The following is a 25,328-nucleotide window of genomic DNA, read 5'->3' as shown; positions in this document are numbered from 1 at the left end:
TTGAAATTTTCATATTAATTTACAATATTTTCAAGAGGCATAGCCTAAAATTTGAAATAGCTTAACTCCTACCGGAGAAAATATAGCTTTTTGTGGCTTAATCATATTATACGTTTATTGTGCATCTGTTTTTTCTTTCTTAGACTAAAAAAAGCTCCAAGGTATCCCTTAGAACTTTTAACAACATTTTGGAAGCTTCGAGTCTGCCATCTTCTATAAATGCCAGTTGTCTAGCCTAGAAGAATTGCTTTGGTAGCAGTCTAAATTTGCTTCCAAAGTTGTTAATATTGCAGCGACCCAGGAGATGATTTAACTATTATTTAGTTTATTTTATTTGATGCTTTCAAATAATTCTATAGCATAATTATAATTAATAAAAGCTTCATTATATTGCTTTTTTTTAAAATAATACTCACCCAATTTACCATATCCCATAGCCTTGGTCTTTAATAAATTAAACTTATCAGCAATTTCAATAATTTCTTTAATTTCTTTATCCTTATTTATTTTCTTAAGTTTTTTTAAACAATATAACTCTGCATCTTCACTTGGAGAACGTAATAAATAAGCGCTATCTATCTTTAATTCAATATTAAGCTCTTTTGCCTTTTGTTCAAATTTTGCGTAAATTTTTATAGCAACATTGTTACTTATTTCTCTTTTTCCTATTTCAATCATGCTAATGAGCCCTCTAGTTAGATTTTCATCTACTAAATCTTTTTGCTTCATTTTCAAATATTTTCTTGTAGCTTTGAGTTTTTCTGAACTAGTTAAAAACTTCATTATTCAGCTCCAATCAATGTTAAATGAATTTTTACATACATGCAACAATCTTAACAATCATTTGTTGCAATATTCTAATAAAAGATGTAGTATAAGGTTATAAGTTACAAGTACTAATTTCATATATATTTGTATCTTCAATTTAAACTCTCATACGAAAAAATATTTAGCCTTGCTTATAAAAATACCTACCTAAATAATATCGTTTCCACTCTACACTAACGTTATACATTCATACAAATATTTATATGATTAAGTGTTAGATAAATTTTATTTTACGATATAATCTAATTTTACCATAATATAGTCTATTTTCTTAATTAAAGTTCAAAATCCTTGAAATATACAATGATTAACGAAAAGAGGTGGTTGCATTTATTAATAATAGAATTAAGATATAACTTTGAATAAAGACGATTGATTAAATTTATCAAAATACTTAATAAGAAAGGATTGGTTTATTTATGAAAATACTTAATAAGAAGAGATTTATATCATTACAAACAACACTATTAATATTAGCAATATCAGCAGTACCCAATGCATGCTTTGCTAGTCAGCCAAATGCAATTGCCAACCATAGATTTGCAGTTTTAGCAGGAACAACAATAACTAATACAGGAAATACCGTAATTAACGGAGATGTTGGATTATTCCCTGGTACTGCACTCACTGGACAGGCGAGTTTATCATTAAATGGAGATACACATCTTTCTGATTCTGTTGCAAATGTAGCTAAGTCAGACCTTACACGTTCATATGACAGTGATAACACAGTTATGCCTATAACTCGTATACCTACACAGCTCGGTGGAAAAACTTTAACTCATGGCAATTATGATTCAGGCTCTGGAACATTTGGAATAACAGGCACTCTTACACTTGATGCTAAAGGAAATCCAAATGCTCACTTTATATTTAAAACTGCATCCACGCTCATTACGGCAACAGGAAGTAATGTTAAGCTTATTAATGGAGCAAATCCAAATAATGTAATTTGGAAAGTTGGAAGCTCTGCAACATTAGAAACATATTCTCATTTTGTAGGACGTATCTTTGCATTGACATCCATCACAGTAAATACTGGTGCAAATGTGAGAGGTCAGTTGCTAGCACGAAATGGTGCTGTTACACTTGACAATAACTCTATCACAGATGGAAATCATTAACACAATCACTCTAGACAATAATAAAGGAATTATCTCAAAATATACACTTCTATCTATTTTGAGACAGTTCCTTTATAAGGTTTGTAAATATATTCTAAAGTTAAACGTATGTTTACTAAAATTCTGCTAAGTATTAAATTAATTTTATTTATTAACTATATTAATTTTAAATCTCTATTTTTCTTTAGATTTTAGATTTTAGATTTTAGAATGCTTTTCCAAAACCACAGTTTGGATATGTGCAGACTTCACAATTTCTACATAGACCCCCATGAGACAATTTCTTAATATCAGTTCGGGTCGGCTTATCCCCTGCCATAATTCTTGGTATAATCAAATCAAATATACTAATTTTATGATACATAACACATCCTGGCAAACCAACAACAGGAATATCACCAATATATGCAAGCAAAAACATAGCACCTGGAAGAACAGATGCACCATAGGTTACAATTTTTCCTCCTGCTTTGCGAATACCAGATGGCGTTCTATCATCAGGATCAACAGACATACCCCCTGTAACTGCTACCATGTCTACTCCTTCATCCAGTAACTGTTTAATTGAATTTGAAATCATATCATCGTTATCATCAGATATTATTTGATGTACAACTTTGCTTCCCAATAAGCTAAACTTTTTATTTAAAATAGGACCGAAAGCGTCTTTTATTCTTCCATGATAAATTTCGCTTCCTGTAGTTACGAGCCCCACTTTAAATGATTTTAATGATGTAACTTTAATAATTGTATTATCCATACATACAGTTTCTGCTCTCCTTACAATTTTTTCTGACACAAACAATGGTATAACCCTTGTACCTGCCACTACCTGACCTTGTTTTACCATTTGATTTTTGTGAAGTGTTGCAAACACAACCTCCTCTTGATCAATAAGTTCCATAAGCTTGTCCACATCAATTTGAAGCAGACCATCATACAATGCTACTAGCTCGATTTTACCCTCACCTTTAACTTTAAGTTCAATGCCTATACCTGCCGCTGCTTTTGCTATTCTAATTGCCGCATCATCTTCATGTACCCCACCATCTTCTAAGTTAACAACGAACAAATTCTCTTTGCCCATTTCAAGTAGTACCGGAATATCTTTTTCTTGAACCACATATCCTTTTTTAAATCGGCTTCCCTTATATTTCCCAGGAATAATCTGTGTCATATCATGTACTAAAACCATGCCTACAGAATCATAAACCGAAACTGTCTTCATATTTGTTCTCCTCCTATATATTCTATGACATACTCTTGCAAAGCCATAAAAATTTTTATTGTTCAAAGTTAAAATCCATCAGATTTCTCTGATGGTAAAAATATTCTAACATACTAAATAGTATCATATTTTCAAAAATAAGTGTTGCAATTTATTATATTTATTTTATAGTTATATACTTGCATATGCTCCATCCCATACTATTTTTCTATAACTAACAGGATCAGTATCTCCCTCTGTACTTATAATAAGTATTTTTGAATTCTTATTTATATTTAATTTTTGAGATATTTCCTTTAAATTATTATCTTGTAAAATTAAACTCATCATTCCTAAACATACTGCACCAGATTCTCCAGAAATAACTTTTGGATCACCCTTCAATGGATTTCCAAGTATTCTCATTCCTCTTGCTGTTACATAATCAGGACAAGATATATACATATCAGCATAATCTCTTAAAATACCCCAGCTAACAATATTAGGTTCTCCACAAGCAAGTCCAGCCATTATGGTTGGCATATATCCAGTTACTGCATGAGGTTTTCCATCTTTTTGATTAACAGAATTAAATATACATGCTGCTTCATTTGGTTCAACTATAGTGGTTATTGGTCTGTTCGCGCCGTATTCAGATGCTAAATATCCTTGTATACTTCCAGCAAAAGAACCAACACCTGCTTGAAGAAATACATGCGTAGGGATTTCTTCTCCCTCTTCCTTTATTTGTTCTATAGCTTCATCAATAAGTGTAGCATATCCCTGCATAATCCAAGTTGGAATATCCGTATAACCTTCCCATGCACTATCTTGCACCATTACTCCATTATGCTCATTGGCATACTTATTCGCAAGCCTCACAGCATCATCATAATTCAAGTCTGTTATAGAAGCCTCTGCCCCCTCTTTTCTTATATTATTTAATCTTACCTCCGACGATCCTTTTGGCATAAATACTACTGATTTTTGTCCTAGTTGTTTTGAAGCCCAAGCAATTCCTCTTCCATGATTACCATCAGTTGCCGTAACAAACGTAATATCTCCAAGTTTTTCTTTGATTTCTTTAGATCTTAATTTTTCAAAAGAAAGCTCCGATATATCCATATTTAATTTGTCTGCCAAGTATTTTCCAACAGCATATGAACCACCTAGAACCTTAAAAGCATTTAATCCAAACCTATAAGATTCATCTTTTACCCATATTTTACCAACCCCTAGTTCTTTAGAAAGTTCATTTAAACTATGAAGTGGTGTTACCTTATATTCTGCAAAACTTTTATGAAAATTTCTAACCTTTTTAACAACTTTTTTATCAATAAATTCTACAGATGATTTTATCGAATCTACTTTTCTCGCATCTTCATTAGTAATATATTTTATTGCCTCTATATCTCTCACACTAACATCTCCTGTATAATGTTTTATTTTTTTATATTTTTACCAAATATCATTTTCTCTGCTAAATTAAAATATTCATCTAGATCAAATTTACCTTCATCAATGAGGTATTGCAAAGAGGCCCCCAGCATTAAAGACACAGTTAAATATGGAAGCATATCCAAATACTTCTGATCTTTTTCTTCTATTTGCTCGCCTTTGCTTAAAACTTCACGAATACTCTCACGCCAAATTTCAAATGTATTTTGAAACTTTAATCTTATCTCTTCATTCACTGTTCCTTGAACCCAATAATCAATTTGTGTGTAATCGAATTTTTTTTTGTTAATAATATCATTTTTTTTCTGATCAAAAAAACCTCTGATATTTTGAGCCACAGTTTTATTTTCAAGACTGATATATTTTTTTCTATCATTAGAAAATTCTTCTTGCATTTTATCTAAAAGAGAAATCAATAAATCATTTTTTGATGTGAAATGATAATGTAAATTTGATTGACTCATATTAGCTTGCTCTGCTATCATACGCATACGTGTACCACTTATTTTCTCTTTTGACACTATTTCCATTGCAGCATCAAGTATCTTTTGTTTAACATCATTAGACATAAAATAATTTCATCTCTCTCCATTGTTTTATTTTATATGGTAAATAAGTCTATAAATCTAAAACTGCTACAGTCAAATAAACCTCTGGATGTCAGTAAGAGTCATAAAAATATTGATGGGCACTGTCCTAATGTTGGTACTAAAGAGCTTAATACATACATATGCTCTGGTATTAGTACGGACCATGAACGCTCAGGCGCCAATGAGTCTTTAGAGAATGTCATTATTAACAGCAATATCATTTTTTTCAATTTCTTGAGTAAATACATTAATTATTGAAGCATTTTTTAAGACAATGTCTGCCTTTTGCCTTTCCATGGCAACATTAATATTATCTTTTATTTTAAACATTTAATAATTTCCCCCGCTAATGTACGATTTTATGATTTTATACAAAAGGAAGTAAAATATATCTTAGAAGGAACAATACAGCAAGTATATATACAATTGGACTAAGTTCCTTTTGCCTCCCTGTGGCTATTTTCATTATAGGATAGAAAATCATAGCTGCTGCAATTCCATTAGCTATACTATAAGTAAATGGCATTAACGCTATAGTAAAAAATGCTGGAAGTGCTTCGGTAAAATCGTCGAAATCTATATTTTTAATTGTTGACATCATCAAAACACCTACTATTACAAGTGCTGGTGCTGTTGCCTGCCCAGGAACTAATCCAACAAGATCTGAGAAAAATAGTGATAAAACAAACAATATCCCTACTGTAACCGAAGTAAGTCCAGTTCTTCCACCTTCTGAAACACCAGCTGTAGATTCAACATATGTTGATACCGTACTTGTTCCTAAAAATGAACCCGCAGTTGTTGCTATTGCATCACACAAAAGTGCTTTTCTCATTCTTAGAACCTTGCCATTTTTATCAAGCATTCCGGCTTTTGTTGCAGTCCCAACAAGTGTTCCGATAGTATCAAAAAGATCAACTAAACAAATTGTTATAACAACCATAAAAACACTAAGGACGGCACCGCCTACTGAAGTACCTCCTTTTGATAAGAGACCACTAAAATCAAATGCAGCAAATGTAGGAGCAAGTGATGGAGGGGCACTGAACACATGTATATTTGAAAGAGATGTTATTCCTAATGGAATACCTATTATTGTGGTAGATATTATTCCAATAAGAATCGACCCCTTAACGCCTCTAGCCATCAAGACACCAGTTATTGTAATTCCCAATATAGTAAGTAGCGTCCCTGGCTTTGCAAAGTTTCCAAACCCAACAAGGGTTGCTTGATTTGCAACTATTACGCCACCAGATTTAAGTCCAATAAGAGCAATATAGAGTCCAATACCTCCGGAAATTGCATACTTTAGATTTTGAGGTATTGCATCAACTATCTTTTCTCGTATCGAAGTTACTGTAATTATTATAAATAATATTCCTGACATTAACACACATGATAGAGCTTGATGCCAAGTAAATCCTAATGTTAAACATACTGTATACGTGAAAAATGCATTAAGACCCATTCCTGGTGCCTGAGCAAAAGGTAGGTTGGCATAAAACCCCATTATAAATGTACCAATAGCCGCCGCAAGACAAGTAGCAACAAAAACAGATGATACTATTGGATCAGTACCTACGCTAAACTTTGTTGCCGCATCACCTACCGCATTTGCTGAATTCATACCAGCTAGTTTTAGTATATTTGGATTAACAAATATAATGTATGCCATTGTAACAAAAGTCGTGATTCCTGCAAGTATTTCTGTCTTTACATTTGAATTGTTTTCTTTCAAATGAAAATAAGATTCCAAAAATGAAGGCTTTTCCTTTATTTCTTTTATTTCCTGTATTTTCATAAAATGTCTCCTTAGATTTATAACTATTATCTATTTTTAAAAATAACTTTTTGGTTCTTCTATTTTTTTACCAGCTACATATCTTACTTTAATATTTCTATCATCCCCAGTATAAATAAACCTTTGAAGTCTTTCTTCTATTGAAAATGTTTTAAAAGCTGGCATACTACTGTCATCAATAACTAGAGCATCAAATTCGTATTTTTCTTCAAAACTACCCACTTTTCCAAAAAATTCTCCTCCACCTTTTGTTGCAAGATAAAACAATTCTGTAAGCTTTAAGGGTTTATCTACTCTACCGCTTTCAATCCATTTTATATTTGAAACCTGAGCAGCATTTACAATTATATCCATCATTGACAATGTATTTCCTGCTGAAATATCACTTGCAAGGCCTACTTTAACACCTTTAGTAATCAATTTTCTAATAGGCGCATTACCACTTGCCAAATTACAATTTGAACTAGGACAATGCGCTACAAAAACCTTTTTCTCTACTAATAGTTCTATTTCATCTTCGTCCACCAAAACACAATGAGCCATTATGGTAGGTACTTCTCCAAGTAATCCTGCCTTACTATAAACACTAGTATAATTTTTGCAATCTGGATGTAGTTTTTTAACAAAATTAATTTCCCCATAGTTTTCACACAAATGTGACTGTACAGGAACATTATATTGTTTTGCGAGCCTTCCAAGATTTTTTAAAAGATCAGTGCTACAACTTGGAACAAATCTCGGTGTAACAATAGGCTTAACTAACTCATATTTATTAGAGTATTCTTTAAGTATTTCCTCTGTATCACGAATTGAATCCTCTGTTTTCTCTGTTAAATCATCAGGAGAGTTCCTGTCCATATTAACCTTTCCTACATATGCTGATAAACCTGATTTTGCAAACATATCCATTAATAATTTAGTCGAACCCTTATGAATTGTAGCAAAAACGCATGATCTTGTAATTCCAAATTTCCATAGTTCTCTTATTAATGACGAGTATACTTTTTTAGCATAACTAACATCTGCATATTTAGCTTCCTCAGGAAAAGTATACTCCTCAAGCCATGGCATAAGTTCCTTGTCAAGTCCCAGTCCTAAATTTGCAAATTGTGATGCATGCAAATGTATATCAACAAATCCAGGTATTATCATTGCATTTCCATAATCTATTACTTTCAAATTAATAAATTCACCACTAAGTTTTTTATAGACACCTTTGACAAGCTTACCTTGAACTACTATATATCCATCTTTAATTACTTCATACTTACCAAATTCTTTAGTAAAAATTATATTTCCTTTAACTGCATAATCAATACGCATCAAATCATCTCCTGGGTCGCTGCAATATTAACGACTTCAGAAGGAAATTTATACTCCCGCTGAAGCTTTCTATTTGTTAGGGTATGACGCCTTTGTAGTCCTCTGGAGTAGATAACAATTATTAATTGTTATCCCCCCATTTATTAAAGAGGGAGACTTTCCTTATGAAATGTCGTTAAAAGCCCCCTACTTTAACTATTACATTAATTTCGTATTGCACTTAAAATTTATTTATAACCATGTAATACCTACCTACTTATTTATCTTTCTAAATACATACTTTCCAATAGGTTTTTTTTCAATCAGTTCTGCATTTGATATAACTTTATTCCCCCTTAAAAATTCATATTTGACTCTGCCTTGCTGTTCAAATCCTTCAAAAGGATTATAATCTACGTTTTGAGTTTGCTCTTTTGCAATAATGTAAGATTTAAAATTAGGATCCCAAACTACAATATCCGCATCGCTTCCAACAGCTATCGTTCCCTTTTTCGGAAAAATTCCAAATGTTTTTGCTGCATTAGTTGACGTTATTGCAACCATTTCATTTAAGCTTATCTTACCACTTACTACTCCATAAGTATAAATTAATCCCATTCTGTTTTCCACACCTGGTGCTCCATTCGGAATTTTGGTGAAATCATAAAATCCAATCTCCTTTTGCCCTTTGTAATTAAAAGAACAATGGTCTGATCCAATAGTAGTTATTTCACCCGAACTTATCCCTTCCCATAATGCATCCTGATCATATTTCTTCCGAAGCGGAGGTGAAATCACATATTTTGCTCCCTCAAAACTTTTGCTTTCTTTTTCTCCATAATATGAATCATCTAGCAATAAATATTGAGGACAAGTTTCAACGAACACTTTTACTCCTCTTTTTTTAGCATCTAGGATACTTATTAATCCTTCTTTTGAACTTAAATGCACAATATATACTGGGGCATCCGCAATTTCTGCAATAATAAGTAACCTAGTAATAGCTTCCTTCTCAACTTCAACCGGTCTAGCCATAGCATGATAGTATGGAGATTTATTTCCACTAAATTCTGCTTCTGCTATAAGTTCGTCAATTAGATCTCCATTTTCACAATGAAAACAAATCAAGGCATTAAGTTTTTTGCTTCTTTTCAATGCTTTAAATATTACGCCATCATCTACTTGAAGATTTCCTTTATAAGCCATATACATTTTAAACGAAGTTATTCCCTCTTTAATCATATCTTTCATCTCATTTGAAGTTTCATCACTCCAATCAGTAATGCCCATATGAAATCCGTAATCACAGTAGCTAACACCATCAGATCTTTTATGCTCCGCTCGCAAAGTTTCCTTTAAAGATTCCCCCTTGTTTTGAGTTGGATGATCAAGTATTGTAGTAGTTCCACCAACAATAGCTGCTTTTGTTCCACTTTCAAAATCATCTGCTGTTGTCGTGGCTCCCACTTTCAAATCAAAATGTGTATGAGTATCTATCCCACCAGGTATAATAAAACAATCATGAACATCTATTATATCATCATCTGTTTCACCTATGTTAGTACCAATTGAAACAATTTTTTCTCCTTCTAAACGCACATCTGCATAATAATTATCAACTGCAGTTACGACTTTACCTCCTTTAAGTAAAATACCCAAAGATAAGACTCCCTTCTTAATATAGTGATTGTAATTATAGCTAACAATATAACTTCTTTTACTATTTATTTAATGTTATAACTGTTCCTGTTTTGCCGTCCAATGCATCAATTGCACTATAAAGCGAGGTAATTATCGCTTTATGTGATGGATTTGATTTTGCAAACGAGATAGCTGCTATTATCTTTGGAAGCATTGAACCTGGTGCAAAGTGACCTTCTTTCATATACTTCTGCGCCTCAAGTACAGTAATGTGATTAAGATCTTCTTGATTAGATTTGTTATAGTTGATTGAGACCTTTTCAACTTCTGTAAGTATTAATAAAATATTTGCATTTATATCCTCAGCAAGCTTTTCAGCTGCGAGATCCTTGTCAATAACTGCCTCAATGCCCTTAAGTGAGCCATCTTTTGCAAGTGTTACAGGAATACCGCCTCCCCCTGCAGTTATACAAATAGTTGTGTCGAGTAACCTTTCTATTGTTGAAAATTCAACTATTTTCTTTGGAACAGGAGATGCTACCACTCTTCTAAAACCTCTGCCTGAATCCTCCTTCATTATATACCCTTTTTCAATCTCAAAATTTTCTGCCTCTTCTTTTGTATAAAAAGGACCTATTGGCTTTGTTGGATTATTAAAAGCTATGTCGTCCTTATCAACAATTACCTGAGTTACTATAGTTACCACAGGTATTTGCTTGTTTACTTTTAATAAAGCATTTCTTAATGATTGTTGAATATGGTATCCTATATAACTCTGACTCATGGCACCACAAACATCAAGAGGCATAGGTGGTGTGACATTTGCGGATGATTCAAGTGCCATTACTATTCTTCCCACTTGAGGTCCATTTCCATGAACTATTACAAGTTTATACCCTCTGCATTTTAACTGAGCTATATATTCACAAGTTTTCTTAATTACTTTTAACTGAGCCTCGGACGTTGCAGGGGTTCCTACTTTTTGAAGTGCATTTCCACCTAAAGCAACAACTAATAGAGTTGGTTCCATTTTATATTCCTCCAAAAATTATTTTTTAATAATATTGTTTATATAGGTTAACGGTATTAATGCATACATTGCTGCGCAATTAACCAATTCATCTTTCCAAGTTTTTTCATTTGGAGCATGAGCCTGATCTTCATGTCCTGGACCAAAACCAATACATGGTATATTGTATCTACCCATTATAGAAACTGCATTTGTAGAAAACGTCCATTTATCAACTAATGGCTTCTTATTAAAAAGACCCTTATAACATTCTACAAGTGTTTGACAAGCTATATGCTCTTCTGGCAAAACCCATGTTGGGAAATAACACTCCGTTGGATATTTGAGCCCAGTATATGATGGACGCTCGTAAGTGTACATTTCTACTTCTGCCTTTGCCTTTATTACAGAAGGCAAACCCTCTATCTGCTTGATTGCATATTTCCAAGTTTCTTTATCAGTAAGTCTTCTATCAATTGATATTGAACATCCATCTGCCACAGCACATCTTGAAGGCGATGAAAAGAAAATTTCTGATACGGTTAACGTTCCTTTTCCAAGGAAATCATTATCAATTAGTCTCTCGTTTAGATCTTTTAATTCATTGAGTATTGGTGCCATTTTAAATATAGCATTATCGCCCCTCTCAGGTGCAGATCCATGACAACTTATACCATGAGTTGTAACTTTTATTTCCATTCTTCCTCTATGACCTCTATATATATTAGAAGAAGTTGGCTCAGTAATTACTACGAATTCAGGTTTTATTTTACTCTCATTTATTATATACTGCCATGAGAGTCCGTCGCAATCTTCCTCTTGAACAGTTCCCGTAACAATTAATGTATAATCATCTTCAAGATGGAGTTCCTTAATAATTTTACCTGCATAAACCATGGAGGCCATTCCACCTTCTTGGTCAGATCCACCTCTGCCATATATTACTTCATCGTCTTCATATCCTTTATAAGGATCCTCTTTCCATAAATTTATATCGCCTATTGCAACTGTATCAATATGTGCATCCATAGCAATAATATGTTCCCCATGTCCTATATAACCTAATATATTTCCCATAGGATCTATATCCACCTTGTCAAATCCAACCTTTACCATTTCTTCTTTTATTCTTTCAATTACTTTTTTTTCATTGCAGCTTTCACTTGGAATTGCTATCATATCTCTTAAAAACTTAAACATGTCTAGTTTGTTTCTTTCTGATACCTTTAAAATTTCTGCTTTATTTATATTTATTCCCATTTTGCCCTCCCATATTTTAATATTTGTAACATATAAAATCAATTTTTTAATGATTTTTCTAAACAAAATATCACAAAATGTTAATATTGTTAATAATTATATAGTATCCTTTAAAAACGCTTCCAAACATCACTTGCAAGTTCTCTGCTTCTTGCCATAATTCTATCTTCATCGATATTAACTAGTTTTCTATTTTCCATAACTACCCTGCCGTTAATTATTGTTGTATCTACGAAGCGTCCATTAATACCAAACAACAAATGACTGTTAATATTATTTTCATTAATTGGTGTTGGGGAATTGTAATCTACTACTATGATATCGGCCAATGCTCCTTCTTTTAAAATACCAACTTTACCATCAATAAACCTCTCAGTAATTATTCTATTATTATTAAATAACATATCCGGGATTTCGCTAAAGGCAACTGTAGAGTCACCATTTACGTGCTTGTGAATAATATTCGCTACTTTATAAGATTCCATCATATCTGCTGTATAACCATCTGTCCCAAGCCCTAATAATATTCCCTTCTTATACATTTCAAGAATTGGAGCAACACCAACTGCATTTCCCATGTTAGATTCTGGATTATGAACAACTATTGTATTTGTTTCTTTTAACAAATCCATTTCTTTTTCTTTAATGTGAATACAATGTACTGCTATTGTCTTATCACAAAGAACACCAGCATCATACCATCTCTCTACAATCCCTTTGCCATATTTTTTCATGGCATCTTGTGCATCTTCAGCACCTTCTCCAGTATGAACATGAAAGCCAGTATTTAAATTTGCTATTGCATCTAAACATTTATATAAAGTTTTGTCTGATATAGTCATTGAGGCATGAAGTCCAAACATGCCTTTTAGCATATCATCCTTTTTATTGTTACAATATTTAATGAACTCTACATTTTCTGAAATACCTTCATCACATTTTTTTTCTCCATCCCTATCTGAGGTTTCATAACATAAATTGCTTCGAATTCCTATCTCTTTTGCTGCGTCTGCAATTTTAAATAGACTTCCAGTAACTGCATTCGGACTTGCATGATGGTCAAAAACAGTGGTAACTCCATTTCTAACTTGATCAATCATAGGTACAAGTGCACTATAATAAACATCCTCTAAAGTCAATGTTTTATCAAGTCTCCACCATAAACCTTTAAGTATCTCAGATAATTTTGTTGCTGGAGGACTGTCATTTGCCATTCCCCTAGCAAAAGTACTGTAATAATGCATATGAGTGTTTATAAACCCCGGCATAATAATTTTACCCTTGGCATCAATAAACTTTGCATTACTATATTTGCTTTTAAAATCCTTAGTTAAACCAATCTCTACAATTTTATTTTCATCAACAGCAATACAACCATCATCAATAATTGGTCTAGCATTATCCCTTGTTATAACCTTTCCATTTCCAATTAATAACATGCTTTCCCACCCCTAATGTATAAAATCTAATACTAAAGTATATACTCATAGTTATTTATACAAGTTTTAATAATACTTGCCATTTCTTTAGAAATAGATGTTTCCTGTCCTATAGTGTAGCTTATAATATTGTCTTCTTTAGTTCTAACTAGGCAAATACCTTTTTCGATGTTTTCAATAAAGAAACCTTTGTTATCACTATTTTCAAAGTCTTCTTTGCTGGAGAAAACTGTTATTTTATCCTTATATGGTTTTCTTTTATTAGGACAAAATATGCTACAATTACCACACTCATTACACATACCATCTAAATGTATAACCTCATGTTTATAAACCGAATCATCTTCGACCTTAATAACCATATTTGCTCTGTTAGGACAAACGCCTACGCACAATTCACAAATATTGTTACAAGCCAAACATTTGCTCGCCTCTTTTTTACCATTGATAGCTTGTATTTTTTTACAATAATATTTATCGTTAATAGCTTGCTCAGCTAAATCATCAAGCCTTTTTATATTAATTCCACAAACTTCACCATCAAAGTAATTTTCTACTTTTTTAGCCATTTGCGTTATTTTCTCATAACCACCTGGTTTCAAAATTGTAGTTGCAAATGTTATTGGCCTAATCCCTGTAGATAAAATTTTATCAACATTAAAAAAATCTGCTCCACCTGAATAAGAAATTTGCAAATCGCCATCAAACTCTCTAGCCAATTTACTTGCTAAAGAAATAGCTAATGGAAATAATGCACGCCCTGACATATACATTTCTTCCCCTGGTAATTCATTATTATTAATATCAGCCGGAAGTGTGTTTGTTAGTTTAACTCCTATTTCTAAATTTAGTTTCTTTGCGAGCGTTTTCAAACGTCTTAACATTGTAACGCTATCTAAATACTGTAAATCATTTGTAAAGTGTTCTCCCTTAAGAGATATATAACCATAACCCATAGTATTTAAGGTCTCACGAACAAACTTTTCACCAAGAAGTGTTGGATTCATTTTTATATAAGTATGCAAACCTTTTTCTTCAAGAAAATAACTAGCAATTCCTTCAATTTCACTCGCAGGGCATCCATGCATTGTAGATATTGAAATCGATTTACATATAATTGGTGAAATTTTCTCCAAATCTTCTTTTTTAAATTCAGAGAACATGTCCATATGAGAAAGAAGTGTTTCTTCGCATTCTTTCCAAATTTTTGTAGACGATGCATCACGCATTCCTTCAATATAAGCATCTATTTTAGGCGATTTTATACCACTCAAATTATATCCTACACTCATGTTGAACATAAAGTCTCTTTCGCTTGAAAATTTAAGTTCTTTCATCAAAACATGAAGTAAAAACCACGCTTTTACATATTCATTATATGCTTCTGTTACTTTGAGTTCTGTTGACCACTCTACGTTGTAACCCTCATCCTTAACATTTATGCATGGTTTAGTGACGGTTATATCTTCTCCATCAATAACCTGTACCGTTTTTAATTCTATAAAACGACTTCCAGTTAAATAAGCACATACAATATTTTGTGCTAATTGGGAATTTGGGCCTGCTGCAGGGCCAAGTGGTGAGGTAAGTTTTTCATTAAATAAGGTAATTGAATTTTCAGTTTTGTTATAATAAAATTTATCTTTATGCACACCAAAAATAGATTCCTTTGTATTTAACTCTTTGGTAAGCCAAATTAGCATCTTTTCAAAAGGAATTAATCTCATCTTATCACTCATAAAAGCACCCCCTCGTATACATTTATTAGTCATCTCTTATAGAGCTGTAGTCATCTCTTATAGAGCTGTAGTCATCTCTTATAAATCTGACTACTTAAAATAAATTAATCTTATTAATTATTTATTTTACCCTAAGAATCTTCCATTTTTTGAATTAATAAGTGTGTCTAATGTTTTTTGTGGATTTTTAACCTTGCTTAAAAATATCATAGCAGCTATTATATAAGGTTTATAACTAGCCTCTTTATAAAGTGGTGTGCGGTAACGATCAAACACGGAAGCATCAACCTCTCCAACCTCACAACTAACTCCAGAGATATCTGCTGGTAGACAGTGAAGATAAAGTGCTTCCCCATCTTTTGTTGTGCTCATAAGCTCCTCCGTACATTGCCAATCACTGTGCTTAGCATTTTGCGCAAGAAGTTCTTTTTCAAGTAAATCTATACCCACATTATCACCCTTCGCGTATAAATCTGTACGCTTTTCCATAGCTATAAACGGAGCCCAGCTCTTAGGATAAACTATGTCAGCATCTTTAAATGCTTCTTCCATAGAATTTGTCTTTGTAAATGAGCCACCAGATTTTGCCGCATTTTTCATTGCAATTTCTTCGACTTCACTCATAACTTCATAACCTTCTGGATGTGCAAGAACAACATTCATACCAAACCGAGTTAATAAGCCGATTACTCCTTGAGGAACTGAGAGTGGCTTACCATAAGATGGAGAATATGCCCAAGACATAGCTATTTTTTTGCCTTTCAAATTTTCAATACCACCAAATTTATTAATAATATGAAGAGCATCAGCCATGCATTGAGTAGGATGATCTATATCACATTGTAAACTAACAAGTGTTGGGCGTTGTTCTAAAATTCCATCTTTATGACCTTGTTGTACAGCCTTTGACACTTCACGCATATACGCATTACCTTTTCCAATATACATATCATCACGGATACCTATAACATCAGCCATAAAAGAAATCATATTAGCAGTTTCTCTTACAGTTTCCCCGTGAGCAACTTGAGATTTTCCTTCATCAAGATCTTGAACTTCAAGACCAAGAAGATTACAAGCCGAAGCAAAACTAAATCTTGTACGGGTAGAATTATCACGAAATAATGAAATTCCTAATCCACTATCAAAAATTCTTGATGATATGTTTTCTTCCCTCATTTCTCGTAGTATATCAGCCACCGTAAATACTGCTTTAATCTCATCATCTGTTTTTTCCCAAGTCAATAAAAAATCATTATTGTACATGCTTTGATAATTTAATTTTTCTAAACTTTGCATTAATTTTTTAATGTCTACCATAAATATCCACTCCTTATTATTAATAAATAAAAGTAATTTAAAACTAACTGACTAGTTGATCTAATTTTATTATAACAATACCCCCTTGTCAATATTCAATTGACTATATATTATGAATTTTTGTGCTAATCAAACTTAATCACTACTTTTACGGTTATTAATCCTTTAATGGCTTTTTAAGAACTTTCAGATTTTTGATGTAGCCTTAACTATCTTTTATTTTGCCATCTACTAAAGTATAATTGTTTTTCCTTTCAACTATAAATAATATGTTGTAAAATGAAATGACAAAGAAAAAACTCTAGTACAATATAAAAATATTGCTGACTTAGATTATAACTAAAATTAAATGTTTTTATAGAAATATTGAAAGATTTGTATTGAAATTTAAAATAAGGAGGTGCCGATTTTGACAATGCATATACAGCATAATGAACATGAAAAACAAAAACTGAAAACAACAGGCGGCATAATTGTTGCAACAGGTTGGACGTCAGGAGAAAATAAGCCACATCCATTATTAAAAATGGGTTCAATTACTGCAGTAAAAAGAATTGTTCTCACCTTTCAACAGGTCGGGATTTCTCCAATTGTAGTTATTATTGGATATGAGGCTGATAAAATTGAACATGATCTAGCTGATTATGGTGTTATATTTTTGCATAATGAGCAGTATGAAAACTCGCAAATGTTTGATTCTGCAAAAATAGGGCTATCTTATTTACTAAATAAATGTGATCAAGTAATATTCAATCCAGTAAACATTCTTATGTTTTCACCAAATACAATTCAAAAGATGATGGAGTCTGGTAAAAAATTGCTTTCACCATCTTTTCATGGAAAAACTGGCCATCCTCTTTTAATATCTTCTGAATTAATTCCAAAAGTTTTAGAATACAATGGAAATATGGGAATGCGAGGAGCCATTCGTGATATTGGAGTAAAAAGGCAATGGATAGATATAGAAGATGAAGGTGTTCTTAATGATGGGGATGATATTGATCGATCAAATCAACTTTTAGAAAAACATAATCAACATATTCTGCATCCTTTTGTTAGAGTAAGTATTGAAAAAGAATCTATGTTTTTTAATTCTAAAACAAAATTGCTCTTGATTTTAATAGAAGATACACAATCTGTACGAAGTGCCTGCAACCATATTGCATTGTCATATAGTAAAGCATGGAATATGCTAAACGAACTTGAACATGAATTAGGTTATACCGTGGTTGAAAGAAAACATGGTGGTAAGAATGGTGGAAAAACCTATTTAACAAAAGAAGGTAGTGAATTTTTAAAAAAATATCAACAATTTGAACACAATGTACGTGAGTACGCAAAAGATGAATTTATCAGATTATTCTAGATTTCAGAATTTTATAAAAACCAAGTTCTTTTGACAAACAATTTGATAAAAAATGGCCTCTGCTTTATAATAAATCTAAGAATAAATTAGTAATTTATTGTAAATGGGAGGTCATTTATGTTTACCTTAAATGTCAATGGTAAAAATTCAGTTTCCAATACGGACAAACCTTTATTGTCTTATTTAAGAGATGATTTGAGAATTACTTCTGCAAAAGATGGATGCAGTGAAGGAGTCTGTGGAACATGTACTATTTTAATAGATGGGAAAGCCGTAAAAGCATGTATACAAAAGGTTTCGAGATTTGTAGGAAAACATATTCTAACTGTTGAAGGATTAAGTAATAGGGAAAAAGAAGTTTATGAACATTGTTTTGCAGAGGCTGGTGCAGTTCAGTGTGGCTTTTGCATTCCAGGAATGATAATTTGCGCGAAAGCGTTACTTGATGTTAATTTAAATCCAACAAGAACTGATGTAAAAAAAGCAATTAACGGTAATATTTGTCGTTGCACAGGTTATAAAAAAATTGAAGAAGCTATTTTAATGGCTGCAGAATATATAAGAGAAAATCTTCAAATTCCAGTTTCCCCTAGCAAGCTAGGTGTTGCACAAAGATCTAAAAGATTTGATGCAATAGAAAAAGTAAACGGAACAGGCATTTTCGTAGATGATATTGTATTGCCAGGAATGATTTATTCAAAAACAGTTCGTTCAAAATATCCTAGAGCTATTGTTGATAAAATTGATATAAGCAAAGCTCTAGCTCATCCAGACTGTGTTAGAATTCTACTTGCAAAGGATGTTCCAAATAATCTTGTTGGTCATATAAAAAAAGATTGGGATGTAATGATTGCAGAGGGTGGAACCACTAGATATGTAGGAGATTCTTTAGCACTTGTAGCAACTTATCATAAAGACAAACTTGATGAAGTATGTAGCTTAGTTGAGGTAGAATACACAGAGCTTGAGCCTATTACTTGTCCAACAGATGCTTTAAAAGGTGATGCACCATTATTACATGAAGATGGAAATGTTATGAGTCGTGCTATGCTTAAACGTGGTAATGCAGATGAGGCAATTAAAAATTCTAAATACAGTGTAACAAGAAAATATAAAACTCCTTTTCAGGAACATGGATTTATGGAACCTGAATGTGCAATAGCAAAACCTGAAGGAAAAGATGGTATATTTTTATATTCTGGTTCTCAATCCATCTATGATGAACAGCGTGAAATCTCCACAATGTTATGTATTCCAATAGATAAAGTACATTGCCAATCACAGCTTGTGGGCGGTGGATTTGGTGGTAAGGAAGATATGAGTGTTCAACATCTTGCAGCGTTAATGGCTTGGTATACAAAGAAACCAGTCAAAGTAAAATTCTCAAGACAAGAAAGTTTAAATTATCATACTAAACGTCATGCAATGGAATTAGAATTTACAACAGCTTGTGATGAAAATGGCTATTTAACAGGTATGAAAGGCATTATTATTGCTGATACAGGCGCATATGCATCACTTGGTGGGCCAGTACTTCACAGAGCATGTACTCATGCAGCAGGACCTTATAATTATAACAACATTGATATTTTTGGAATGTCAGTTTACACCAATAATGTTGTTGGTGGAGCCTTTAGAGGTTTTGGGGTAACACAAAGTTGCTTTGCTACTGAAAATAACATTAACCTACTCTCAGAAATGGTTGGCATAACGCCTTGGGAAATACGATATCGCAACGCAATTCGTCCTGGTCAAATATTGCCTAATGGTCAAATAGCAGATGAAAGCGTTGCCATGGTAGAATGCTTAAATGCTGTTAAGGATGTGTATGAGTCAAATCCATATGCAGGTATTGCTATTGCATTCAAAAATAGTGGAACTGGTATGGGAAAGAAGGATATTGGACGTTGCATTTTATCCATTGAGGATAGGAAAGTGCATATTAGAACTTCTGCAGCATGCATGGGTCAAGGAATTGGAATAATGTGTGCTACTATATTATGTGAGACAACAGGTTTAAATCCAGATTGTATTGTTCATGAAAAACCAGATACTGTTCGTACACCTGATTCAGGAACTAGTACAGCTTCCAGGCAAACCGTAGTAACTGGTGAAGCTATAAGAAGAGTATCTCAAAAATTGAAAGTTGAATTAGATAAGGGATTAACTCTTGCTGATTTAGAAGGTCGTGAATTTTATGGAGAATTTTCTGTAAAAACTGATCCTCTAGGAGATGCCAAAAAAAATCCAGTAAGTCATGTAAGTTATAGTTATGGAGCTCAAGTTGTTGTTCTTAACAAAAAAGGAAAAATTGAGGAAGTAGTCGCAGCCTATGATGTTGGAACTCCTATTAATATACAGTCTGTTGAAGGACAGATTGAAGGTGGTATTATTATGGGACTTGGCTACGCACTGACTGAAGATTTTAAGGTTGAAGGAGGTTACCCAAAAACTAAATTAGGTACCTTAGGACTTATGAGAGCAAATGCTGCTCCAAAGCTTGAAACTATTCTTGTACAAGCTAAAGGAAAAATTTCTGAAGCTTACGGAGCAAAAGGCGTTGGAGAATTATGTTTGATTCCAACAGCTCCAGCTTGTTCACATGCTTATTACAGATTAGATGGCAAATTTCGTACACAACTACCATTAAAAGATACATTTTATAAAAAATCAAAAAATAAGTAATATGATATAAGAATTACCATAGTACTTGTCTATTTAGAAAGTGAGGTGTTAAATTGGAAACTCATGGTATAATACTAGTTGCTGGCTTGTCTAGTCGTATGGGAGAATTTAAACCACTTTTAAAATTGAATGGTAAAACTATGATTGAGAACAGCGTTGATAGTATGCTTCATGCCGGTGTAAATGAAGTTATTATAGTATTGGGATATCGAGGAGAAGAAGTTGAAGTTCTACTTAGAAACAAATATGATAACTCTCAATTAGTATTTACACATAACCTAAAATATTCAGAAACAGATATGTTAGTATCTGCAAAAATCGGAATCACGGCTCTTAATACATGTGATGCATTTTATCTTCTTCCAGGAGATATGCCAGCCATTGATATTAAAACTTTTCTTGACGTGAAAGAAGCCATGTTAAAAAGTAATGCTATGGTAGTATTTCCTACTATTGATGGACACCGTCAGCATCCACCATTAATTTCATATAAGTGTATAAATTATATCCTTCAGTTTGAGAATGAAGGTGGTCTGCGGGAGGTATGGAAGCATTTTGAAAATCAAATAGAAACTGTTTCTGTTGATGATTATGGTTGCACAATCGATGCAGACACAAAAGCCGATTATGATAAGATGGTAAACTACATGAAAGGTAAGAGTAATTATTAAATTTGAGGCATTTATACAAATGCCTCTTAATTAAATGTATAGGAGGAACTAAATGGAAACTATTAGTAATTCTGTAAAGAAAAAAGACCACGATTCAAAAATAAGCGGTCATGCACTTTATGTAGATGATCAAGTTATGAAGGATATGAATTATGGCAAACTATTACACTCTGAAAAAGCAAAAGCACGTATCACGAATATAATTCTTCCTAAATTGCCAAAAGGATATTGTGTTGTTGACAAAAGCGACGTAACAGGTATAAACCTTGTTCATATTGTTCTTGATGATACTCCTGTTTTTGCCAATGACACAGTAGAGTATGTTGGTGATCCAATTTTAATGGTTGTTGGTCCAGATTTTAAAGAAGTCGAGAGAATTTTAAATGAAATTATTGTTGTATATGAAGAACTAGTACCTATTCTTGACATGCTTAAATCCGATACTGTTTTTTTTAATTACAACTTTGAAAAAGGCGATATAGATAAAACATTAGAAGAAGCTGATCAGGTTTTTATAGAAACTTTTCAAACTGGTTACCAGGAGCAGGCATACCTTGAGCCTCAAGGTATGATTGCTTATCCGCATGATGGGCGAATTACTATACGTGGTTCTATGCAGTGTCCATACTATATAAAAGGTGCAGTTTCCAAAGCATTGGGATATGAAGACAAAGATGTCCAAATTATTCAAGATGTTACTGGTGGTGGATTCGGTGGCAAAGAAGATTTTCCATCTATTCTAGCTTGTCAGGTCGCAGTAGCAGCAATAAAAGCAAACAAACCCGTTAAAATAATTTTTGATAGACGAGAAGATATGGAATTCACCTCAAAACGTCATCCATCTATTAGCACATATAAGGTAGCCATTAAAGACAATGAAATTACTGGTATGGATGTTGATGTTATTTTTAATGGTGGAGCATTCACAACACTTTCAGCAGTAGTGCTGCAGCGTGGAATGATTTGTGCAAATGGTGTATATCGCACTGATAATCTACGTGTTAATGGACGAGCAGTCAAAACAAATACTGTGCCTTGTGGAGCGTACCGCGGTTTCGGGGCACCTCAGACTTTCTTTGCAGTTGAAATGATTATGGATCATATTGCAAAAAAAATGGGAATTGATTCATTAGAGCTCAAAGAAAAATATATGGTCAAACAAGATGATGCTACATCTACAAGTGGCAAGTTTCACTTTCATGTGCCTCTCCCTGAAATGATCCAGCAAATTGATGAACTTACTGATTATCGTGCAAAACGGCTATTATACAAAAATCAGACTGGTAGATACCGAAAAGGAATTGGCCTATCGTTAATATATCATGGCTGTGGTTTTACCGGAAGTGGAGAGAGAGATTTAATTAAGGCTGTTGTAAAAATCAGAAAAAATAAAGATGATACGGTAGACATTCTCGCTAGTAATGCGGATATCGGTCAAGGACTAAAAACTACCTTCTGTAAAATTGTTTCAGATACTCTTGGCATATCTTATGATAGGATATTAAACATTAATCCAGATACAGATCTTGTACCAGATTCAGGTCCTACTGTTGCAAGTCGTTCACTTATGATAGTTGGTGATTTGCTTAAGAGAGCCTCTGAAAAACTTCGCAAAGAATGGAAAACTGGGCAAGAACAAATTATAGAAGAACATTTTATTGAACCTGATTTTGTAATTCCTTTTAGCATGGAAAAATTTAATGGAGATGCTTATCCAACCTACTCATGGTCTGTTAATGCTATTGAAGTTGAAGTAGACACACTTACAGCAACCACAAAAATTCTTGGAGCATGGGGAATATTCGATGTTGGTGTTCCTATAGATATGAATATAATACTTGGACAAATGCAAGGTGGATTTCTTCAAGGTATTGGTTATTCCTCTATGGAACAGATGGATTACAACGAGAAAGGTATAATTCGTAATAACAACTTTAGTGATTATTCAATACCAACAGCCGTTGATGTTCCAAATCTTGTTACTAAAATAATTAATAATCCATATACCCACGGTCCATATGGAGCAAAGGGTGCAGGAGAACTTCCTCTAGTTGGCGTACCTCCAGCTTACGTTGAAGCAATGGAGAACGCGCTTTGTGAAAACTTATATAAAGCTCCATTTACAACTGAGGATGCAATGAAAGTATTGCAAAGGGGGATTAAATAATGATGAAATTTATTCTAAACGGTAAAGATGTTACATCCGTTGCCAATGCAAATCAAAGATTACTAGATGTGCTTCGTAGTGAATTTCACATAACTGGAGTAAAATGCGGTTGTAAAGAAGGCGAATGTGGTGCTTGCTCTGTCATTCTTGATGGCAAATTGGTTAACTCTTGTATGGTAGCTATGGGTAGCATACAAGGAGGTACTATTGTTACCATTGAAGGTTATCGAGAAACAAAGCGGTTTAATGTTCTTAGTAGCGCATATTCCTCTGTTAGTGCAGTTCAATGCGGATTTTGTATTCCTGGTATGATACTTGCTTCTGAATGTATACTTGTTAAAAATCCAAATCCGACTGAAGCAGATATCCGTGATGGAATTTCTGGAAATCTTTGTAGATGCACCGGATATAATGCAATAGTTAATGCAATTGCTATTGCTTCAAAGGAGGGGAAAGGATTATGGTAAACAGATATCTACCAACATCTCTTTCAAAAGCATTGGAGATCCTTGCAACTGAGGTAGTAACTCCTTACGCTGGAGGTACAGATTTAATGATTAAGCCAGATAAAGATGCAACATATTTGTTTCTTAATAAAGTAACCGAAATGAAAAATATCGTAGAAGATGATAAGTATATTCGTATTGGTGCTGCCTGCAGCTTTACTGATGTTATTGAAAACAAACTTATACCTAGCATTCTAAAGGAAGCATCATCAGAGATTGCAGCACCAGCAATCCGTAACTTAGGCACTGTTGGTGGTAATATCTGTAATGGGTCTGCTAAGGCTGACAGTGCACTAATTTTTTTCGCGGCGAATGCTAAATTGCGTATTGTAAGTAAAAATGGAGAACGGGTAATTCCTATTACTGAATTCTACCTTGGTAGAAAAAAGACTTGCCTCCAATCTAATGAACTATTAGTTGAAATTCTCATTTGTAAAACAGGTCTAAATAATTACTATTATAAAAAAGTTGGTGCAAGAAACGCTTTAGCAATTGCAAGAGTATCCTTTGCCGGGTTTTTTAATGTAGAAGACGGTAAGATTGCTAACTGCTCTACTGCATTTGGTGCTGTTAGTGACGTTATAATAAGAAGAGCTGATATTGATGTTATGCTTATTGGCAAAACAATTGAAGAAGCTAAGATTATAAAAGAAGATTATCTTAAAAAGTATGATCATGAAATTGTTCCTATCAGAGGCAGGATTTCTGCTGAATACAGAAAAACTGTATGCATGAATTTACTTCGCGACTTTCTTGAAAGCAATGGGATTTAATTAACCTACAATTAGTTATCTAATTGACTTAATATAAACTTATAACAAAAAGGCTTAATATTAACATTTGTGAATCTAGGGACAAAGTATACTAATTTTTGTAACTCTCACTTTTGTCCCTAGTATCATAATTTCTACACGCCATAATGATTCAAATTATGGTATCCAATTTATCTAACATTCTATATTAAAATATTCTTAAACAACTCATTTTAAAATAAAAACTTGTATTATCATTTTCTAAATTAGCATTCGCTTTTAAGAACTTATTAACCTTGTCATGTTCAATTTTAATTTTTAAACTTAGTTTGTACAATAAATTGTAATTTGGCGTTTAGATAGCACAGAATATTCAGACTTATTATGTCCCTTTATCATAATAATTTTAGTTTAAATAATTATAATAAAAGTAAATATGTAAACGTTTTTGTTATTGTCTTGT

The 25,328-nt window shown here is 32.9% G+C and carries 19 protein-coding genes and 1 pseudogene; 7 read left to right on the top strand and 13 right to left on the bottom strand.

Annotated features, from left to right (window positions below; genetic code table 11):
- Positions 1-330: 330 nt before the first annotated feature.
- Positions 331-783, bottom strand: a complete 453-nt coding sequence (locus tag KPL38_RS06755) for a helix-turn-helix domain-containing protein (protein WP_216288384.1) — start codon at positions 781-783, stop codon at positions 331-333.
- Between the two features lie 464 nt (positions 784-1,247).
- Between KPL38_RS06755 and KPL38_RS06750 the strand changes: the two genes are divergently transcribed.
- Positions 1,248-1,952 (top strand): ice-binding family protein, encoded by a 705-nt coding sequence (locus tag KPL38_RS06750; RefSeq protein ID WP_216288383.1) that lies wholly within the window; start codon positions 1,248-1,250, stop codon positions 1,950-1,952.
- Positions 1,953-2,157: 205 nt separating this feature from the next.
- On the opposite strand, the gene KPL38_RS06745 is transcribed toward KPL38_RS06750, so the two are convergent.
- The 12 genes and pseudogenes from KPL38_RS06745 to ygeW form a co-directional block, all read right to left on the bottom strand.
- Positions 2,158-3,180, bottom strand: coding sequence for a molybdopterin-binding protein (locus KPL38_RS06745; RefSeq protein ID WP_216288382.1), 1,023 nt, complete (start codon positions 3,178-3,180; stop codon positions 2,158-2,160).
- A gap of 171 nt (positions 3,181-3,351) precedes the next feature.
- Positions 3,352-4,578 (bottom strand): diaminopropionate ammonia-lyase, encoded by a 1,227-nt coding sequence (gene dpaL / locus KPL38_RS06740; RefSeq protein ID WP_376769023.1) that lies wholly within the window; start codon positions 4,576-4,578, stop codon positions 3,352-3,354.
- A gap of 23 nt (positions 4,579-4,601) precedes the next feature.
- Positions 4,602-5,186, bottom strand: a complete 585-nt coding sequence (locus KPL38_RS06735; RefSeq protein ID WP_216288381.1) for a TetR/AcrR family transcriptional regulator — start codon at positions 5,184-5,186, stop codon at positions 4,602-4,604.
- Between the two features lie 210 nt (positions 5,187-5,396).
- Positions 5,397-5,537 (bottom strand): hypothetical protein, encoded by a 141-nt coding sequence (locus KPL38_RS06730; RefSeq protein WP_216288380.1) that lies wholly within the window; start codon positions 5,535-5,537, stop codon positions 5,397-5,399.
- Between the two features lie 37 nt (positions 5,538-5,574).
- A complete protein-coding gene (locus KPL38_RS06725) occupies positions 5,575-7,008 on the bottom strand; it encodes an NCS2 family permease (protein ID WP_216288379.1) in 1,434 nt (477 codons plus the stop codon).
- Between the two features lie 36 nt (positions 7,009-7,044).
- Positions 7,045-8,331 carry a guanine deaminase gene (gene guaD, locus KPL38_RS06720; RefSeq protein ID WP_216288378.1) on the bottom strand — a complete coding sequence of 429 codons (1,287 nt, stop codon included), beginning with the start codon at positions 8,329-8,331 and terminating at the stop codon, positions 7,045-7,047.
- A gap of 252 nt (positions 8,332-8,583) precedes the next feature.
- The gene (gene hydA, locus KPL38_RS06715) at positions 8,584-9,969 is read right to left on the bottom strand and encodes a dihydropyrimidinase (protein WP_216288377.1); all 1,386 of its coding nucleotides are present in this window, start codon (positions 9,967-9,969) and stop codon (positions 8,584-8,586) included.
- 61 nt (positions 9,970-10,030) lie between these two features.
- On the bottom strand, positions 10,031-10,981 hold the full coding sequence (arcC, locus tag KPL38_RS06710) for a carbamate kinase (protein ID WP_216288376.1): 951 nt from the start codon (positions 10,979-10,981) through the stop codon (positions 10,031-10,033).
- 18 nt (positions 10,982-10,999) lie between these two features.
- Positions 11,000-12,220: a YgeY family selenium metabolism-linked hydrolase gene (locus KPL38_RS06705; RefSeq protein ID WP_216288375.1), complete on the bottom strand. Its 1,221-nt coding sequence runs from the start codon at positions 12,218-12,220 to the stop codon at positions 11,000-11,002.
- 110 nt (positions 12,221-12,330) lie between these two features.
- Positions 12,331-13,659: a putative aminohydrolase SsnA gene (ssnA, locus tag KPL38_RS06700; protein ID WP_216288374.1), complete on the bottom strand. Its 1,329-nt coding sequence runs from the start codon at positions 13,657-13,659 to the stop codon at positions 12,331-12,333.
- Positions 13,660-14,093: 434 nt separating this feature from the next.
- Positions 14,094-15,398: pseudogene (locus KPL38_RS06695) on the bottom strand (putative selenate reductase subunit YgfK); the annotation flags it as partial.
- A 126-nt stretch (positions 15,399-15,524) separates the two neighbouring features.
- Positions 15,525-16,718 carry a knotted carbamoyltransferase YgeW gene (gene ygeW / locus KPL38_RS06690; protein ID WP_216288372.1) on the bottom strand — a complete coding sequence of 398 codons (1,194 nt, stop codon included), beginning with the start codon at positions 16,716-16,718 and terminating at the stop codon, positions 15,525-15,527.
- Between the two features lie 415 nt (positions 16,719-17,133).
- On the opposite strand from ygeW, the gene KPL38_RS06685 reads away from it, so the two are divergent.
- The 6 genes from KPL38_RS06685 to KPL38_RS06660 all read left to right on the top strand — a co-directional run bounded on the left by KPL38_RS06685 (position 17,134) and on the right by KPL38_RS06660 (position 24,886).
- Entirely contained in the window at positions 17,134-18,084 is a 951-nt protein-coding gene (locus KPL38_RS06685) for an NTP transferase domain-containing protein (protein WP_216288387.1), read from the top strand.
- 117 nt (positions 18,085-18,201) lie between these two features.
- Positions 18,202-20,769, top strand: a complete 2,568-nt coding sequence (gene xdh, locus KPL38_RS06680) for a selenium-dependent xanthine dehydrogenase (protein ID WP_216288371.1) — start codon at positions 18,202-18,204, stop codon at positions 20,767-20,769.
- A gap of 53 nt (positions 20,770-20,822) precedes the next feature.
- A complete protein-coding gene (locus KPL38_RS06675; protein WP_216288370.1) occupies positions 20,823-21,440 on the top strand; it encodes a nucleotidyltransferase family protein in 618 nt (205 codons plus the stop codon).
- A 52-nt stretch (positions 21,441-21,492) separates the two neighbouring features.
- Entirely contained in the window at positions 21,493-23,607 is a 2,115-nt protein-coding gene (locus KPL38_RS06670) for a xanthine dehydrogenase family protein molybdopterin-binding subunit (RefSeq protein ID WP_216288369.1), read from the top strand.
- Positions 23,607-24,074, top strand: a complete 468-nt coding sequence (locus KPL38_RS06665) for a (2Fe-2S)-binding protein (protein WP_216288368.1) — start codon at positions 23,607-23,609, stop codon at positions 24,072-24,074. Before KPL38_RS06670 ends, KPL38_RS06665 begins: the two co-directional genes overlap by 1 nt.
- Complete coding sequence (locus tag KPL38_RS06660; RefSeq protein WP_216288367.1) at positions 24,068-24,886, top strand: FAD binding domain-containing protein; 819 nt, start codon at positions 24,068-24,070, stop codon at positions 24,884-24,886. The genes KPL38_RS06665 and KPL38_RS06660 overlap by 7 nt, the downstream gene beginning before the upstream one ends.
- Positions 24,887-25,328 lie beyond the last annotated feature (442 nt).

Origin of the sequence: Clostridium psychrophilum (genome assembly GCF_018861705.1) — a bacterium.
In the GTDB taxonomy this organism is placed as follows: Bacteria; Bacillota; Clostridia; order Clostridiales; family Clostridiaceae; genus Clostridium_AD; species Clostridium_AD psychrophilum.
Note: the sequence above shows the minus strand (reverse complement) of the source record. Positions and strands in the feature narration are given on the sequence as shown.